This is a genomic window from Streptococcus panodentis, from assembly GCF_017884005.1.
GTDB classification, from domain to species: Bacteria; Bacillota; Bacilli; order Lactobacillales; family Streptococcaceae; genus Streptococcus; species Streptococcus panodentis.
Map to the genome: position 1 here is coordinate 1 of NZ_QFAY01000015.1, position 16374 is coordinate 16374.

11 protein-coding genes are annotated in these 16374 nt (G+C 49.1%); all 11 read right to left on the reverse strand.

From position 1 onward, the window contains the following. Nucleotides 1–459: 459 nt before the first annotated feature. The 11 genes from DHL47_RS07695 to DHL47_RS07745 all read right to left on the reverse strand — a co-directional run bounded on the left by DHL47_RS07695 (nt 460) and on the right by DHL47_RS07745 (nt 16372). Nucleotides 460–2514, reverse strand: coding sequence for a C69 family dipeptidase (locus DHL47_RS07695; protein ID WP_209551463.1), 2055 nt, complete (start codon nt 2512–2514; stop codon nt 460–462). Between the two features lie 526 nt (nt 2515–3040). Then, nucleotides 3041–5056, reverse strand: coding sequence for a M13-type metalloendopeptidase (locus tag DHL47_RS07700; protein WP_128837010.1), 2016 nt, complete (start codon nt 5054–5056; stop codon nt 3041–3043). Nucleotides 5057–5756: 700 nt separating this feature from the next. Further along, on the reverse strand, nt 5757–7595 hold the full coding sequence (locus DHL47_RS07705; protein ID WP_209551464.1) for a carbohydrate-binding domain-containing protein: 1839 nt from the start codon (nt 7593–7595) through the stop codon (nt 5757–5759). A gap of 381 nt (nt 7596–7976) precedes the next feature. After that, a complete protein-coding gene (gene tehB / locus DHL47_RS07710) occupies nt 7977–8840 on the reverse strand; it encodes an SAM-dependent methyltransferase TehB (protein ID WP_209551465.1) in 864 nt (287 codons plus the stop codon). 481 nt (nt 8841–9321) lie between these two features. Beyond that, nucleotides 9322–11040: a C69 family dipeptidase gene (locus DHL47_RS07715; RefSeq protein WP_128837013.1), complete on the reverse strand. Its 1719-nt coding sequence runs from the start codon at nt 11038–11040 to the stop codon at nt 9322–9324. A gap of 259 nt (nt 11041–11299) precedes the next feature. Next, entirely contained in the window at nt 11300–11767 is a 468-nt protein-coding gene (gene smpB, locus DHL47_RS07720) for an SsrA-binding protein SmpB (RefSeq protein ID WP_209551466.1), read from the reverse strand. Continuing rightward, nucleotides 11730–14069, reverse strand: coding sequence for a ribonuclease R (rnr, locus tag DHL47_RS07725; protein ID WP_209551467.1), 2340 nt, complete (start codon nt 14067–14069; stop codon nt 11730–11732). The genes smpB and rnr overlap by 38 nt, the downstream gene beginning before the upstream one ends. 89 nt (nt 14070–14158) lie before the next feature. Further along, complete coding sequence (gene secG / locus DHL47_RS07730; protein WP_128837015.1) at nt 14159–14392, reverse strand: preprotein translocase subunit SecG; 234 nt, start codon at nt 14390–14392, stop codon at nt 14159–14161. A 42-nt stretch (nt 14393–14434) separates the two neighbouring features. Next, complete coding sequence (rpmG, locus tag DHL47_RS07735) at nt 14435–14584, reverse strand: 50S ribosomal protein L33 (protein WP_128837016.1); 150 nt, start codon at nt 14582–14584, stop codon at nt 14435–14437. 103 nt (nt 14585–14687) lie between these two features. Beyond that, entirely contained in the window at nt 14688–14930 is a 243-nt protein-coding gene (locus tag DHL47_RS07740) for a hypothetical protein (protein WP_209551468.1), read from the reverse strand. 239 nt (nt 14931–15169) lie between these two features. After that, entirely contained in the window at nt 15170–16372 is a 1203-nt protein-coding gene (locus tag DHL47_RS07745; protein ID WP_338060104.1) for a multidrug efflux MFS transporter, read from the reverse strand. Nucleotides 16373–16374: the final 2 nt, after the last annotated feature.

A 16374-nucleotide genomic window follows, 5' to 3' on the forward strand; every position in this document is an offset into this window, starting at 1 on the left:
TTTTCAGCCTGAGCTTAGAAACAAAAGAGTGAAGGGAACTAAATTTTTAAAAATTTAGTTCTGTCCCACCGCCCAGCCGTACGCCAGTACAGCCAGACAGTTTCACTACTAAAAGCAAACTAAAAGACTATAAGCTGACAAAGCAATAAAAGATAAACGGAATAACGTTAAGAGACTATTTCCTCCTCTGTCTCTCACTATTGGGAAGGCAAAAAAAGAAGAAACTTTCGCTTCCGAACAAGTCTAGTATAAAACCGGCCCCCAATCGTGTTGATTGGGGGCCGGCTGCAGGTTTATACTCCATTGATAATCAAAGATGACGGGCCGGGACAGACTCCCATGATGGCTGTCCCACTGCCTTTATTGGCAGTCACAAAACAGAGCTTTGGGCTGTCTGCATTGGTTGACCCTGTCCTCTTCCATTTTTTGAACATGAATTGGAGTCTTTTGAGTTGACAATCAGTGTTTCTTTGCTTGTTTGAGGACAAAGGCTGCTGCTGCCAGCAGAATAACTCCGACAATTCCCAGAAGGGTAAACTGCTCACCTGTTGATGGCAGGCCTTTTTTCTTGCTTTTGACGGACTGCTCATTTCGGTACTGCACTTGGTAGACAGAGAAATGGTCTGTCGTGAAGCTGATGGTCTGATTTTGGTTGATGGTTGCATCAAACTTCTCAACCTGCTTGCCATTTTCATCCAAAGCATAGACAGCATCTACTGGCAGGTCTTTGCGAACTGGGATAGTCACAAGGGTTGGACTGACCTGATGTACGGACTGACCATTGGGAGCAGTTAGGCTGATGTCGTAGGTATCTGTCGGCTGCAGCTTGCTGTCCAGCTTTTTGACAGACAGTTGGATGCCAGCCCTGACCAGCTCAGCATTCTGCAGGCGAATGCCGGTTGCTGCGTCCAGCAGACTGTCCCCCTCTGCACTTTCGACTTTCCGTGTATCAGAAGAACTGCTAGAAGTTTCTGAAGAGGAAGAACTTGATGAACTTTGAGCTGATGATGAGCTGATAGAGTCTTTGTTGGAGCTGGAAGGAGTCGTTTTGGTTGCTTCCTTGATTTTTGCTTCCATTTCTGCTTCCAGATCTTTCATTTCCTTAAAAACTGCTTCTGCCCGCTCTTTGCTTTCCTCGGTCACCTTGGCTGCAGAATCCGGCAGAGCTGCATTGGCCTCATCAAGTCCGGCCTGCTCTTCAATCAGGCGAGCTTCCAAGGCCTTCCACTTGTCTTGGACAGAAGTGCCAAAGAGGTCTGAATGCTTGGCCGCCATATCATAGATATGCGACGCTACCCAGTACCAAGAGTCTGGACTGTAGCTGGTCGTAGGGACCTGATAAGCACTGTAAGTATCGGTAATATTGCCATTGTAAGGCAGATAAGGCGAGAAGCGGGGACTGCCGACTGCCAGCCACATGGTGCCGCCGCCCATGCTAGCCGGCATGCCGTCTTTGAGCTGGAAGATATGGGCTTCCATGACATTGGGATTGCCCAGCGGGTATTTGTAAACAGGATCAACAGCTCCGCGCTGAGGAATTCCTTTGCCGTCCAACTCCATCTGATCCAGCGGTTTGAACGGGGTCCCCTCAAAGCGGTTGCGCTGCATGGCCATGACATCGGCTACAGAGATTTTCCTGTCGGTGGAGTGCAGAAGGTCAAAGTAAGGGTCATCATAAGACACGCCCGCATTCGGATCGAGACTGGTAATACCGGCCCAGGCGCGGGAGCGGTCAGCCTCTGCCATCGGTGGATTGTAAGACTGGGAGATATGGAATTGACCGTTAATTTCCTTGTACGAATTGGCTTTCTTAGCCACTTCTTCTACACCTTTGGAGGCAATGACATGGTCCGTATCTGAGAAGTTGACACTGCCAAGGAAGAACGTATTAGGGAAAACGGCATACTTATCATCTGGGAATTTGATGGCGACGTATTGGTGGCCGGAGAGGATTTCCATATACCAAACGCCGTCCTTATCGGCAATGGTGACGATATTGCCCTCTGCTGCTCCCTGCTCTTCGACAATCTTTGCCATCAGCTCCACGCCTTCTCTGGCCGTCTGCACATGAGGCAGGACAACTGTCGTCAGGATAGACTCAGCCAGACCGTTGCTGATGTAAGGATCCACCTTCTGAATCGCATCATTAGCCTTGGCTGAAACGGTAGCTGAGATAGATACGCCGTATTCATTGAAGCCGACTTCGTCATAAATCCCGTCTGCAGGGGTCACATCTGATACGGATGTATACTTGTAGCTCTCCTGCGGCAGGGTCCAACTAAAGCCGTTAGACTCATCAACCAGCTTTGCGCCGGCTGCATTGGTCTTTCGGGGATGGACCAGAAAGACTTTGTTATGATTGGGTTCCAAATCCTCCGTCCGGCCGTAAAGCGTCGTGCCGTCCGCCGTCAGATTCTTGCCGACGATAAATCCTGTACAGGCTTCAACCACCTGAAAAGGAAAAAGCAAGACAGTCGACAGAGCCAGAATCGAGCGAAAAAGTATTTTTTTCATAAAATAACTCCTTTGAAGTTTGCAAAATTACAAAACCGTATACCATATCAAGTATAGCTTTTTTTGCTTGTTTTTGCAAGCGATTTCAATATTTTATTATATAAAATTAAAAAGCGAAAACGGGTTTATCCCTACTGCCATTCAGCAGCAGCCATTTCAGGTCTTTGCCATGAAGGGCATGATAATAAAGCGGCTGCTCCATGAAAATCAGCAGCAAATCAGGCAGGAGCCAGCCGCAGGCCGTACTAGGGTACGGCAAGGCGAGTTAACGACATAATAAAAGATAAACTAAATGACGATAAAGAGGCTGAGACAGACTCCCATGATGGCTGCGCCCTCACCCACAGAGGGATGGATCTTTTGGAAGATACCGTATAAGAACGAATTTTCCCAAGCAAAAAAGCCAGGCAAAACCTGACTTTTAAAAAGCACGGCTGCGGCGGCACAATCCGCAGCCGCGCCAAGTCTTCAAGACTGGATTGGGAAGGATTGCACCAGCTGATGAAGCAAGATGGACAGGCTGGCTTTACCAGACACTGACCCGCTTGTCGGGATCCAGATACATGGCATCGCCTTTCTTGATCTCTGGATAGGTATCATAGAAGGCCTGTATATTTTTGAGCTGCTGGTTGACCCGGAGCTCGGCCGGCGCATGCACATCTATTTTCAGAAGCATTTGATTGAACTGAAGGCTGGATTTATTGCGCCAGATATTGGCATAGTTTTCAAAGTAAAGCTTGAGATCAGCCTTTGGATTTTCTTTCTTAACGACTTCCAGAGTGGCAGACAGGCCGCCTGCATCGGCTACATTTTCTGTCACTGTCAGCTTGCCGTTGACCTTGCCGCCGTAGATTTCGAGGCCGTCCCACTGCTTGGCCACAGCCGCCGTCTTTTCTTCAAAGGCTTTTTTATCAGCTTTTGTCCACCAGTTTTTCATATTGCCTTCTTCATCAAACTCGGCGCCATTTGAGTCAAAAGCATGGGTCATTTCATGGCCGATGACCATGCCGATACCGCCGTAGTTTTTTTCCATATCCTGCTCGGCATCAAAGAAAGGTGCCTGCAGGATTCCTGCTGGGAAATTGATACTATTGTCAATCTGTGAGTAGTAAGCATTGATGTCAAAGGAAGGCATGCTCCACTGTGTCTTATCCACCGGTTCTGAGAAATGATCAATAGCATACTGATTCTTAGCTGTGCTCATGGCAATGGTGTTCTCAAAGAAATTCTTTTGGCTGTCTGTTTTCAGTACCTTGGTCTCCTCCTGGATCTTATCCGGATAGCCGATGCGCAGTATCATACTGTCCAGCTTCTTGACCGCTTCCTGCTTGGTCTCCTCGCTCAGCCAGTCGTTTTTCAGCAAGCGTTCCCGATAGACCGTCTTGATACTGTCGACCATCTGAGCGACTTTTTCCTTGGCTTCCTGACCAAAGTATTTTTGTCCATAGTAGAGGCTGAGACTGTCTGCAAAGACTGTCGTTGTCTGGCTGTAGACATCATCCTCTTTTGAAGAGGCTTCCTTGGTCCCCTGCCAGGCCTTGTTAATCTCTGCATAAACCAGACGGTATTGGTCCGTCAAGAGATTGCTTGCCGCGCCGGCCTGTCTGACCAGCATCCATGACTTGAGCTTGGCAAAGTTCTTGTCGTTGACCACTTTGGCGAAATTTTCATAATACTTGGGATTTGGAATGTTGACCTGGTCAACCTCCTGCCCCAAGTAGGCATGGATGATTTCACTGAATTTGAAAGTATCTGAATAGCTGTTGATTTCTTCAACTGTCTTGGGATGAACCTGTTTTTTTATCTCTGATGCTTCCTCGCTGCTTAGGGCGTATTTAGCGATTTCTGCATCAATATCTAGCGCTTCTTTGACAATCCTTTGGCTGTCTTTCTCGCTGTAGCCCAGCAGCTGCAGAGCCTTTTGAGCTGCTTGCTCGACCGGCTGCATCATGCTTTTCTTAGCATTTTCGTCTTGATAGTAGGAGGTATCCGGTAGAAATGTACTTGGAGTTGACAGATGAATCTGCTTCTGATTGGTATTTTCCACATTCACACTGATATCAAAGCCAAAAGGCAGACTGAGACCCCGGCGCTGCCAGTCGGCAGCCTTGGCCGCCAAATCATCCAAGTCTTTCAAATCCTCGATTTCTTTCAAATAGGGCTTGAGAGGATCCAGGCCGTCCTTTTCCCGCTGCTTAAAGTCGGAGCCTTGCTGGTAGTAGCTGATAAAGTCATCCATCCCCTCGATGCTGGACTTCTCTTTTTCGGATGCTAGATTTTTGACATCGCCCTTGAGCCGCTCCTTGACTTCCTCGCCCAGTTCATAAACGACGCTGTTGGCTGGCTGATCGCTGGGAATTTCCGCCTTTTCCAGCCATTTTTTATTGATGGCCTGGTAATAATTGCTGCTGACCGTGGCATTTTTATCAACAGGCGTTTCCTGAGGGACAAAGGTCTTGTAGGCCCAATAGCCGCCGGCCGCTACAAGCAGTCCGGTCACCGTCAAAGCAGAAGTCAGAATAATTTTCGTTCTTTTCTTCATGTCTTCCTCCTTTACAGAACGTCAGATATAATTGACTTTTTTATTTTACCCATTTACTTTAACACAATCTTTTTTCTGCGTCAAATAAAAAATGGACAGCGAAAGAAAAATATTTTTTTGCCCTTTTTTTCCTTACATCCCTAGTATGCCATCTAAATTTCAAATATTTATCAAGAATTTCTAAATTATTTCTAAAGTTTTTGACCATTCAGTACAGACGAGGCAGGAGCAGACAGAATGGCTGCTCCTACTCTTTGAAAATCAAAGTTGACTCTATTCTTCCCCCTCTGTTCTATCTGCATCGGTTTGCCTCGGCCTCTGCAACTTTCGAAAAGGACAAGTTGGGGATCAGTCAGATCAGACAGTTCTGATTGCCGATGCTGCCCCCAATAAGCTCTCACTTGACAGAAATCGGGCGACAGAAAAGGCGCTATTCCAACTGAATACACGCCTGATTACTTTTATTTTATAGCGCTCTATAAAAATCATCAGCAAACTAGGAAGGGGCTAAAAAGATCCCTCGGACTTTCCCTGCTTTTCCGTTTCCGGGCAGGGGCTAAAAAGGTCCCCCGGACCTTCCCTGCTTTTCCGTTTCCGGGCAGGGGCTAAAAAGATCCCCCGGACCTTTTTACTCCCCAGACTGTTGGAACTGCCAAAGTTTGAAGAGATGTTCAAAGAGGATAAGATCGATTTCAAATCTTTAATTCCCCTTATCGCTTGGAGGAGTCCCATTCCCGGGAAAGGCAGGGTGATGGCCGTTGGGAAGGAGCGGCACTGTGTCTTTGGAAACCTTTCGGCCTGAAGGATGGGCTGTCGTTTGCTTGGTCCCCCGAACAGTTGCTTGATGGCCGTCAGAGCTTGTCACCGTGTAGGTTTTTCCGTCCTTGATGTCCTTATCTGAAAAGACAACATGGTCGAAGTCAACCTCCGCCTTGGTCTCCGCAATGAGACGGCCTTTGGAATCCCGTATCCGAATGGTATCGCCTGCCAAACCGGAGACAATCGCTGCTAGATAAGCCTGTTTGGTGCCGCTTGAGAAGCCCTGAGCAAATCCCATGTGTCCGATGGCCCAGGTCCTTCCGCCGGAAGCAAGGGCTGTGCCGTCATAGTCCAGAGCAGAATTATAATCCGTGACGGACTGTGTTTTTAGACTGCCGCCAGTGATGAGCAAATCACCATTCGAATCCATGCCATCCCCATTTGAAACGGCAGCCACATCAGCCCCTGCTATCACAATCGCCACCTTGTTTTTAATATCGGCTTTGCTGTTAGTCAGGGCTGACAAATCCGCATCATCTTTTCCTGTCCACTCAACAGCATTGATTGCATCATCTCCTGCTTTAATAGTGATATGGCCTTTCTTCAAATGGACATAACGGCCTTCCATGCCTTCAAAGCCTGCCGTAATGGTCAAAGCAGTCGAACCTTTTACGGTTATTTCATCATGAGCTGTGATTCCCTTGTGGGTAGAGGTGATGGTTACTGCCGAATCATTTATCTCTACATCGCCAGCATTGACGTCTGTACGATTTCCCGCCTGAATTCCATCATCCCCAGCAGAAATCGTGATAGCTGACTCCTTGATTGTCACGCTGGAAGCAGCGTGAATCCCATCCTTACTGGCAGAAGACAGGATTAAGTTGACCTTATCTGCTCTCAGTCTATCGGCCTTAATAGCATGGCCGGCTGTACTGCTGACACTGAAGCTGCTTTTCTTCTTGCTGGAAAGGTAGAGCGCCCCTCCTATTTCGACAGTATTTTTCAAAGAAGATAAGACAGAGCTGTCTGACAGAATGTTAATCTCTAAGTCTCTTGACGAATAGATGGTTGATTCACTTAAATTGACCGCATCAAACTTGAGCTTTACCCTATCCGTCACCTGATCTGCGATGACAATGCTGTAGCCGCTGGCAGAGCCTGCCAGAGTGTAGGTCCCCGCCGATGTAATGGTGATATTCTTCCCGTCAGCGCTCACACCAGACGAGGAGGTCCTTACTCCTGATGCATCAAAGGCAATATCTGCTTTTTTAAAGTTTTGATTTTCCCTGTGTTTTTTTGAATTCTCTTCTTCATCGTCTTCGTCTTCATCATCTTCATCTTCGTCTTCATCGCCTTCCCTTGACGCTGCAGAGGCGGCTGAAGATGACTCGAGCTGAGCGTCCCTGCTGACAGCCTGGCCGGCTGTCCCCTGCTCTCCTTGAGCTGCTTCAGATACTGGGGCAGCTTCCTTGCCGCTTGCCTTGGATTCACTGTCGGCTGCCGGGCTGTCATCTGCCGAAGCGGTCTCAGATAGTTGGCTGCTGTCAGCCGGCTGGGATTTTTTATCCTCGGTTGCAGCTTCAGCTGCAGCTGAAGATTCTACAGTGCTCTCAGAAACGCTCAAATCATCTGCTGAAACAAGCTGGCCGCTTCCCAGCAAAACAATCGTTCCCGCCAAGGCAATGCCCGTTGCCAGACCTTTGGAAGACTTGCGCTTGACATCGTGGCCCTTAGCCTCCGAAAAAGCACTGCGGTTGAAAAGAATATTTTTATGATACATGATGGTTCCTAGCCCTTCTAAATAGCCGGAAGATGACTTCCGTTAAAGATTGCGTCCTTTCGTTTGCCTTTTATAACCTCGTTAGTTCCCGCACGTCAGTGGAGTGAACAGGTTCGGGGGAACCTTTTCAGTCTGAGCCTAAAAACAGAAAAACGAGGCAGCTGCTGCCATCCTGTCTGCTTCAGCCTCGTTTGCTGATGAGTTTCTTCGAGGAGTAATCGAGTATAAAAGACTATATGAAAAAGAACACTTAGCAAGCATTCTTTTTTTACTATTGTTTTATTATATCAAAATTCTGGAAAGTTACAAGACCTTATCAGAAAAATGGTTCTCTTGTATCGGCTGACAGGAGAGGAAGCTTGTTTTGATAGCTGCCGGCTATCAGCGCACCTTCTTAGCCAGCATGGTCGCAAAGCGCAGCTGGATGCGGTTGCCGTCTGCACCGCGGCGGTGCAGATGGCCGGGATTTTCATTGTATTTGACCAAGTCCCAGTCTTTATAATAATCTGCCAGCTCGCCTTCCTTAAAGGTAAAGGGGAAGGGCAGTGGGCAGGGATAGTCCTCTGTATCCATGGCGCAGACAATCAGATTGTAGCCGCCGACTGCGGTCTGCTCCTGCATATTGCGGATAATAGCCGGAATCCGCTCCGCCTGCAGGAACATGAGAACGACCGTGGAGACGATAAAGTCATACTCCTGCGTCAGCTCAGCCGAATGGATGTCATAAAGACCAATCGGCAGATCCAGCTCTTCCTGCTCCACAATGCTTCTGAGGATTTCCAAGGCCAGCTCATTCTGATCCACAGCTGTCACTTCAAAGCCCTGCTTGGCCAAAAAAAGCGCATTGCGGCCCTGACCGCAGCCCAAATCAAGGGCCCGGCCGGGCTGAACCGTCTCCATGGCTTCCAGAACCTCAGAATGCACTGGATTGCTTTGGTACTTTTTGGGGAAATAGTCCTCGGGCTGACAGTAAAATTCCAAATACCACTCTACATCATCTGTCAGAGCCTCCACCCGATGCCAAGCCTGCGGCTGGGCAAAGGGATTGTCCTGACCGGCTTCAAAAACATGCTCTGCCAGCTCCTCTCCTGCCTCTGTCATCTCGACAAATTTCAGCTTGCCTTTGACAACGGTAATCTTGCCCCATGTTCCTTCCTTGGTATTGTGCTTTTTCTTGACCGCTTCCGGCATAGTGGCTGCTGTCCAAAGCGGCATGCGCTTATACATAAGTAAATCCTGTTTCATAGGCTTCCTTTCTGCCTGTTAGGGCTGTCTGATACATTTCCCTTTCATCATACCGAAAAATGCTGTACTTGACAAGCCCTAGGGTCAAGCTCTTCTGATGAATGATTCCTACTCTTCACAATTATCGTCTTTTAGTTTGCTTTTAGCAGTGAAACAATCTGGGGGAGTGAAAAGGCTTAGGGAGGCTTTTCAGCCTGAGTCTGGACATGAGAAAACGAGGCTGGGAGAGTGTGAAGAGAGCATACGCAGATTGTGCCAAAGAACCAAACTCAAGTTAAAGGGGGCCCAGATATCGTTTTTTAGTTTGCTTTTAGTACGAGGCAACGAGCCGCAGGCTGTACTGGGGTACGGCAAGGCGAGTTAACGACGGAATAAAAGATAAACTAACTGACGATAAAAGATAAACCAAATGCCAATCTCTATATCAAAAGAAAGGACCAAGACAGGCTCAGTCCTTTCTTCACAGGAGGCAGACTCTTTGTCATGATCCTTTTTTCTTACGGGAGCGCTGAAGGGCGATAATCCCCGGAATGATGACAATCAGGGCCAGAATCAGCAGCAGAGCCAGCTGACTGGAGTCTGTTTTCTTCGCTTCTGATTTTTGGGTCTTTGTCTTGCTGTCCTTCTTGTGAGATTTTTCATAGTCAGCCAACAGATTGGCCTTATTGTAGCCAGTATAGACCAAATCGGCATCGTCCCCTTTTTCTTTCTTAATCTTGGCTTCCATCTCCGCTTCGACAGCCTTGATTTCCTTAAAAATCTTTTCAGAGCGCGCCAGTGCTTCCTTGGTCACTTCCGGACCAGCGGCCTGTGCCTGCTCATCCGTATAGGCAGCATACTTGGCGTCGCTGGCTGCCTGCTCCTTGACCCACTCATCTTCCAGTGCTTTCCACTTATCTTGGATACTGCTGCCAAAGATTTCAGGATATTTCATGACCATTTGGTCAATATGCCAGACAGACCAGTACCAGGATTTGCCGTCATATTTTTCAGAGCGGTTTTTGAAGGCTTCATAAGTATCTTCGACATTGCCATAGAAAGGCACATAAGGTGTATTGCGGCTTTGGGCCAATCCCAGCCAAACGACACCGCCAAATTCACTCGGCAGGTCAGACTTGATTTGGTAGACATGGGCATCAATGACATTTTCATTGCCCAGGGCATATTTGTAGACATTTTTATCGTAGTCCTTGCCTACTTCTACTGTGTCGTCCGGCAGAAACTCAGGCAGATTTTCAAAACGATTGCGCTGTTCGCCGATAACATCCTGCACAGTATAGCGTTTGTTCGGGTCGGTCGGTGTCCGCAGCAGGTCGAAATACTTGTCTTCATAAGTTACTTCAGACTGCGGATCCATCCACTTGATACCGGCATAAGTCCGAGAACGGTTCCGCTCGATATAGTCTTCCGGTCCGTAGGATTGGGCAATCATAAAATTGCCGTCCGAATCCGTCTTATAGCTGTCGGCTTTCTTGGCAATGTCTTCTACTCCCTTAGAGGCAATGACATTGTCCGTGTCGCTGAGATCGACATGGCCCAGATAGTAGGTATTGGCAAAGACGGCATACTTATCCTCTGGGAACTTAATAGCCACATATTGGTGGCCGGAAAGAATCTCCATATACCAGAGCTCATTTTGGTCAGCCGTAACAATGATATTCCCTTCGGCAGAACCTTTTTCATCCAAGGTCTTCGCAACGATTTCAATCGCTTCACGAGCTGACTTTGCCCGCGGCAGGACCAGATCAATCATGGAAGCTTCAGGCAGACCGTCCTTGACCAGGGGATCCGCCGTTAGAATCTTGTCATTCGGTGCTGCAGAGACGGTGGCTGTCATTGATACACCTGCTTCATTGAATCCATGCGCACCAAAGTTGCCGTTGCTGCCGTCTCCGCGCGCAGAATCGTAGGTAGCTGTGTATTTCATTTCATTGGCCAGATGCGGGTAGGTAAAGCCATTGGACTCATCCTCAATCTGGTCGCCTTCTTTATAAGTTTTGGCTGGAACGACCACATAGTTTTGATTATGCCGTCCGCCGTCAGGAGCATACGGATAATCCTCCGTCCGGCCGTAGAGAGTTGAGCCATCTGCCGTCAGTCCTTTCCCAACGATAAAGGCTGAGCAGGCCTGCGCCACCTGTACCGGCAGCATGGATAGCAGCATCACAAGAAACATCATCTTGAACAAGACTTTCTTCATCGTCTTTCTCCTTTATAAAAGATAGGGGCCTCAAAACTCACAGAGCAAATTCTCAGGCCAAGTCCAGTTGACTGCAAGCAGGACCGGGAAGCCCCGGTCCAAGCAATATAAAGATTCTACCACATTCCACCCTTAGTATATCCCTTTAGGAGGAGCTTTGCAAGCGATTACACAAAATATATTAAAATATTTTAATATTCAATAAAAATCATATAGAACTGCTGACTGATGCAGCAAAAAAGACCGGACCTCCGATCTTTCATCTCGTATTAAAGTTCTTCATCTGCCGTGCGATGTCACGGTTTTGCTCGCGGCGCTTGATGGACTCGCGCTTGTCATAGTCGTGCTTCCCTTTGGCCAGGCCCAAAAGCAGCTTAGCGTAGCCGTCCTTGAGATAGACCTTGAGCGGCACCAGCGTCATCCCAGTTCCCTTGGTCTCCTGCTCCAGCTTTTGGATCTGCTTCTTGTGCAGCAGCAGCTTTCTGCGGCGCTCAGGCTCTTGGTTCCAGATATTGCCCTCTTCATAGGGCGCGATATGGACATTGCTGAGCCAGGCTTCGCCGTTTTTGATCTGGGCAAAGCCGTCTTTGAGATTGATGCGGGCAGCGCGCACGCTCTTGATCTCCGTTCCCGTCAGCACCAGACCCGCCTCGATGGTATCCACGATGGTGTAGTCATGCCGGGCCTTTTTATTTTGCGCGACGACCTTTCCTTCTCCCTTTGCCATGCTTGGCTCCTTTCTTGACTGCTTCCTTGTAAAATGCCTTCTGGCTCCTGCCAGTCTTGGGCTTCTTGTCTTTCTGACCCTTGCGGTCTCTTTCCTTGGCAGAATGGCTGCGCGGACCGTCCTCACGGCGTCGGTTGCGCGATTTGCCTCGGCTCTGCTTGCTGGTCTTGTCGATCAGGTCAAATTCACTCGGCAGGTATTCAAAGTCAATCTCGCCGGTCGTCTTGTCTGCCCGTGTCAGCTTGATGCGAATCGGCTGGCCGACCTTAAAGACGACACCGGATTTCTCTCCCTGCAGGGTCATGGCCCGCTCATTGTAGCTGTAAAACTCCGGCAGGTTGGTCACATGAATCAAGCCCTCGACCGTATTGGACAGCTCGACGAAGAGTCCAAATTTAACCACGCTTGAAACCACACCGTCAAATTCTTCCCCGACAAATTCCTCCATGAACTCAGCCTTCTTCATGGCTTCGACTTCCCGCTCCGCCTCAATGGCCCGGCGCTCCCGGCTGGAAGACTGCACCGCAATCTCTGGAATGACCTGCTCAAAGTGCTGAGCTGTTTCCTTGGAACGGCCGTAGTCCCGCACCATGCGGTGGACCAGCAGGTCCGGATAGCGGCGAATCGGACTGGTGAAATGCGTATAAAACTCTGCAGCCAGACCATAGTGGCCGTGATTGTGCTCAGAGTAGCGGGCCTGCTGCATAGAACGCAGCAGCATCATGGACAGGACCTCCTCATAAGGCTGGCCCTTGACCGCTTCCATAATATCCTGCAGAGCCTGCTGACTCATGGAGTTAGCCGTCCCGTAAATCCGAATCCCAAAGCTCGACGCATAGTCGATGAACTTCTGGACCTTCTCCGCCTTAGGCTCCTCGTGAATCCGATAGATGAAGGGCAGATTCAGCCTAGTAAAATGCTCGGCCACCGTTTCATTCGCCACCAGCATAAAGGACTCAATCATGCGCTCGGCAATGCCGCGCTGACGCAGGATAATGTCCACTGGCCGGCCCTTGTCATTGACCAAAATCTTGGCTTCGCTGGTATCGAAGTTGAGCGCCCCGCGCTTAAAGCGCATGCTTTCCAGAATGTCATGCAGCTGGACCATGGCCTCAATGCTGGGCACAATGGACTTGAACTGCTCAGCTTTTTCCTGATCGCCTGCGATGATGTCATTGACATCACTGTAGGTCATGCGAAAGGCCGTATTGATAACGGTCTGCGTAATCCTATGCTTGACCACGCGCCCCTTGGCATCAATCACCATGATGGCCGACTGGGTCAGCCGGTCCACATTGGGATTGAGGGAGCAGATTCCGTTTGACAGGCGCTCTGGTAGCATAGGCACCACGCGGTCGGTCACATAGACAGAGGTTGCCCGATTGAGGGCTTCCTTGTCCAGCTCAGAGCCTTCTTTGACATAGTAGGACACATCTGCGATATGGACGCCTAGCTCAAAGTTGCCATTTTTCAGGCGCTTGATATGGACAGCATCATCCAAGTCCTTGGCATCCGCTCCATCGATAGTAAAGGTAATCTCTTCACGCAGGTCCAAACGGCCTTCCAAATCACTCTCAGTCGGTGCATCCGGAACTCGCTCGGCCTCTTCCAAGACCTTTTCTGGAAATTCGGAGACAATATCCATGGACTCCAGCACTTCCAGCACATCAATGCCAGGGTCATTGACATGACCAACTACATCGACCAGACTCGCCACAAAGAAATCGTGTTTCTTGGTTGGATATTTGTCAATAGCGACCTTGAGCACCTCTGTGCCATCTAAAACCATGGCTGGTTTTTTGACATAAATAGGCTGACGGATTTTCTGATTTTTCGAGCGGATATAGCCTGCATACTTGGGCTTCTCCTCATCCAGAACCAGCTGACCGACGGCCGTCGTCAGACTGTGCTCCAAAATGTCAATCACCTTGGCCTCAGCCGACGTTCCCTTGACCCGGTCGGCGACCTTGGTGACAGCCACTTCGACTGTATCACCGTCAATGGCATGATTGACATCATTGCGGCCGACAAAGAGGTCTTCCTCTTCCTCATTTAAGGTCACAAAGCCAAAGCCCTTCTTATGAGCATGGAAAGTTCCTTTTAGAGTGATGCTTTCCTTTTTCTGCTTGAGCTGCAGGCGGCCCGCATCGTCAAAGCGAATCTGGTGCTTGCGCTCCATTTGGGAGATGGTCCTGACCAGACTGCTAAAGTCCTTGGAAGACTCCTTCCCCAGAGCAGCCGCCAGCTCATCCACGCTGGCCTGCTGCCTTTCTTTTAAATATTCAATAATTTCTGATTTCATATTCCTTTTCTCTTGATGATAGCTTTCTTCACCTTTGCTAAATCTCTTTTAAACTTAAAAAATAGGCCAAGACGAAGTCAGAGCCCATTTTATTTACTAGATAATACTGCTAATACTAAGGCAATCAGCAGCCAGAAGAAAATCATAACTCCTGTCAGACGCTGCATCACAGCCTCAAATCCGCGCGCTTTCGCACGTTCAAAGAGGTCATTTGCACTGGAATCAAAAACGTTGCTGGACTGATTTTTAGTAGGCTGCATGAAAATTGCAATGACAATAACAGCGGATAAGATTAGTAAAATGGTTAACAATAGGTTATACATAGACATAAACTCCTTAAAATCCTATCTATTTTACCACAAAATCTATTTGGATTCAAGATGTAAGGTTACTTTTCTTTCCTTGGGACAATACTTGAGGACCTCAATCCGGTCCGGATGATTTTTGGTGTTCTTGCTGGTCAGATAGTTCTGACTGCCGCAGCTGGAACACTTTAAATGAATTTTGATGCGCACGGTTTTTCCTAACTTTTAGAATGGACTAAGGACTATTATAGCACAAAATATCACTTGCTTCTCAGTCTTGATGAAAAATATTGCCAGAAAGTCATGGACGAAATTACTCTGCCAATTTAAGCCAGCGCCTTTGCCGGTGGCGGTAAAAGAGACGGGCAAATCCCGCTAGCAAGGGCGTCAGCAGGCCGGCTTCAATTTCCAATATATCCTGATAGCGGCAGCCCTGCCCCTCTGGATTCAGCTGGATCAAATGCCGCCATTGCTTGATTAGCTGGCTGTGACCGTCGTCCAGAAGGCTGAAATCCGAGCCAGTCGGATAGGAAATGACCACCGCCTGGCGGCCCATGGGAATAAAGCCCCAGAGGTAAAGGCTAAACCAGTAGGTCCCCTCCTGCCAGCGGCTGGCGGTGGGACAGACTCCTTGACAGGCCGGAAAAATACCAGAGGCCGGGTCACATAAAAGAGAGTAGAGGGCTGCTCAACCAGTTTTACCGCCTGCTCAAGCGGCAAATCTAAAAAGGTCGTAAGAGTAAATTGTGCCATACGAAGCTCTCCTCCGCAAATACAAAATCAGAAGGCCCCTTATCAGATATCCTTCTTTTTCAGCAGATTTCTAAAGGAAAAGAGATTGATCAGGAGACTGACTGCTACCAGGCCGGCCGTAGCATAGAAGACCGAATGGTAGCCGTAGGCCGCCGCAATGACCGAGCCAGAAATAGGCCCGGCCACACCGCCCAGATAAAAGAAAATCTGATTGTAACTGAAAATCCGGGAAATACCAAACTTGGGTGTCATCTTGCTCAGCAGCGCATTGACCCCCGGTATCAGGGCCCCAGTCCCCAAGCCAAACAAAAAACGGTAAAAGCCCAGCTGAAAGGCAGATCCGGCATTGGCACACAGCAAGTAAATCAAAATCGAATAAAACTGAGCCAGCACCAGCAGCCGGTGATTGCCCATGCGGTCGCCCAGCCGCCCCAAGATACTGGAGCTCATCATGCTGGACAGACCCATGCTGGACACGATGAGGCCTGAGACAAACATCAGATTGTCCCTCTGTCCCAGCTCTCTGACATAGAGCGAGAGGATAGGGCTGATCGACTGGGCTGCGAACTGGATGACAAAGCTGGTCAAAAAGAGATTGAGCAGCAACCGAGGATACCTAAGCTGATGCAGCAGCTCTCTCAAACTGACCTCTTCCTGCCGAGACGCTGGCACAAAATCCTCCTGAATGAAGGAAACCGTCATCAAGGCCGCCAGCAGAAAGAAAAAACCAATCAGGAGAAAGACATTGCGAATGCCGAACATCTCCGCAATCAGACCGCCCATAAAAGGCCCCATGAGATTGCCCGCCACAACGCCCGTCGAAAGAGTCCCCAAGGCATAGCCGGTCTTATCCTTGGGAGCCTGACTGGCGATCAAGGCCGTGCTGTTGGGCACATAGCCGGCAAAGACACCATTGAGAAAGCGCAGGAGCAAGAGCCAGAAGATATTGGGCACAAAGGCAATCCCTCCCATGGTGAAGACCATGGCAAGGGCAGCACGCACCATCATAGGCTTGCGGCCGTAACGGTCAGCCAGACTCCCCCAGACTGGGGAGAGCAGAGCCGCAGAGATGGCCGAGAGCGAAATCCCCAGCCCAGCGTAATACTCCACCTCATGGCCCCTAGCCCCCAGCTGCTCCACAAAGAGCGGCATGAAAGGCGTGACCAGAGAAATGCTGGCACCGGTTAGGAAGTTGCCAAACCAGGCGATTTTCAGATTGTGTTTCCAGTTTACATGTGCCGTGATAG

What these genes read in the sequence shown, in the direction of transcription:
- DHL47_RS07695 (WP_209551463.1), bottom strand. Translation starts at nt 2,514, where the DNA reads ATGAAAAAAATACTTTTTCGCTCGATTCTGGCTCTGTCGACTGTCTTG.
- DHL47_RS07700 (WP_128837010.1), bottom strand. Translation starts at nt 5,056, where the DNA reads ATGAAGAAAAGAACGAAAATTATTCTGACTTCTGCTTTGACGGTGACC.
- DHL47_RS07705 (WP_209551464.1), bottom strand. Translation starts at nt 7,595, where the DNA reads ATGTATCATAAAAATATTCTTTTCAACCGCAGTGCTTTTTCGGAGGCT.
- tehB (WP_209551465.1), bottom strand. Translation starts at nt 8,840, where the DNA reads ATGAAACAGGATTTACTTATGTATAAGCGCATGCCGCTTTGGACAGCA.
- DHL47_RS07715 (WP_128837013.1), bottom strand. Translation starts at nt 11,040, where the DNA reads ATGAAGAAAGTCTTGTTCAAGATGATGTTTCTTGTGATGCTGCTATCC.
- smpB (WP_209551466.1), bottom strand. Translation starts at nt 11,767, where the DNA reads ATGGCAAAGGGAGAAGGAAAGGTCGTCGCGCAAAATAAAAAGGCCCGG.
- rnr (WP_209551467.1), bottom strand. Translation starts at nt 14,069, where the DNA reads ATGAAATCAGAAATTATTGAATATTTAAAAGAAAGGCAGCAGGCCAGC.
- secG (WP_128837015.1), bottom strand. Translation starts at nt 14,392, where the DNA reads ATGTATAACCTATTGTTAACCATTTTACTAATCTTATCCGCTGTTATT.
- DHL47_RS07740 (WP_209551468.1), bottom strand. Translation starts at nt 14,930, where the DNA reads ATGGGCCGCCAGGCGGTGGTCATTTCCTATCCGACTGGCTCGGATTTC.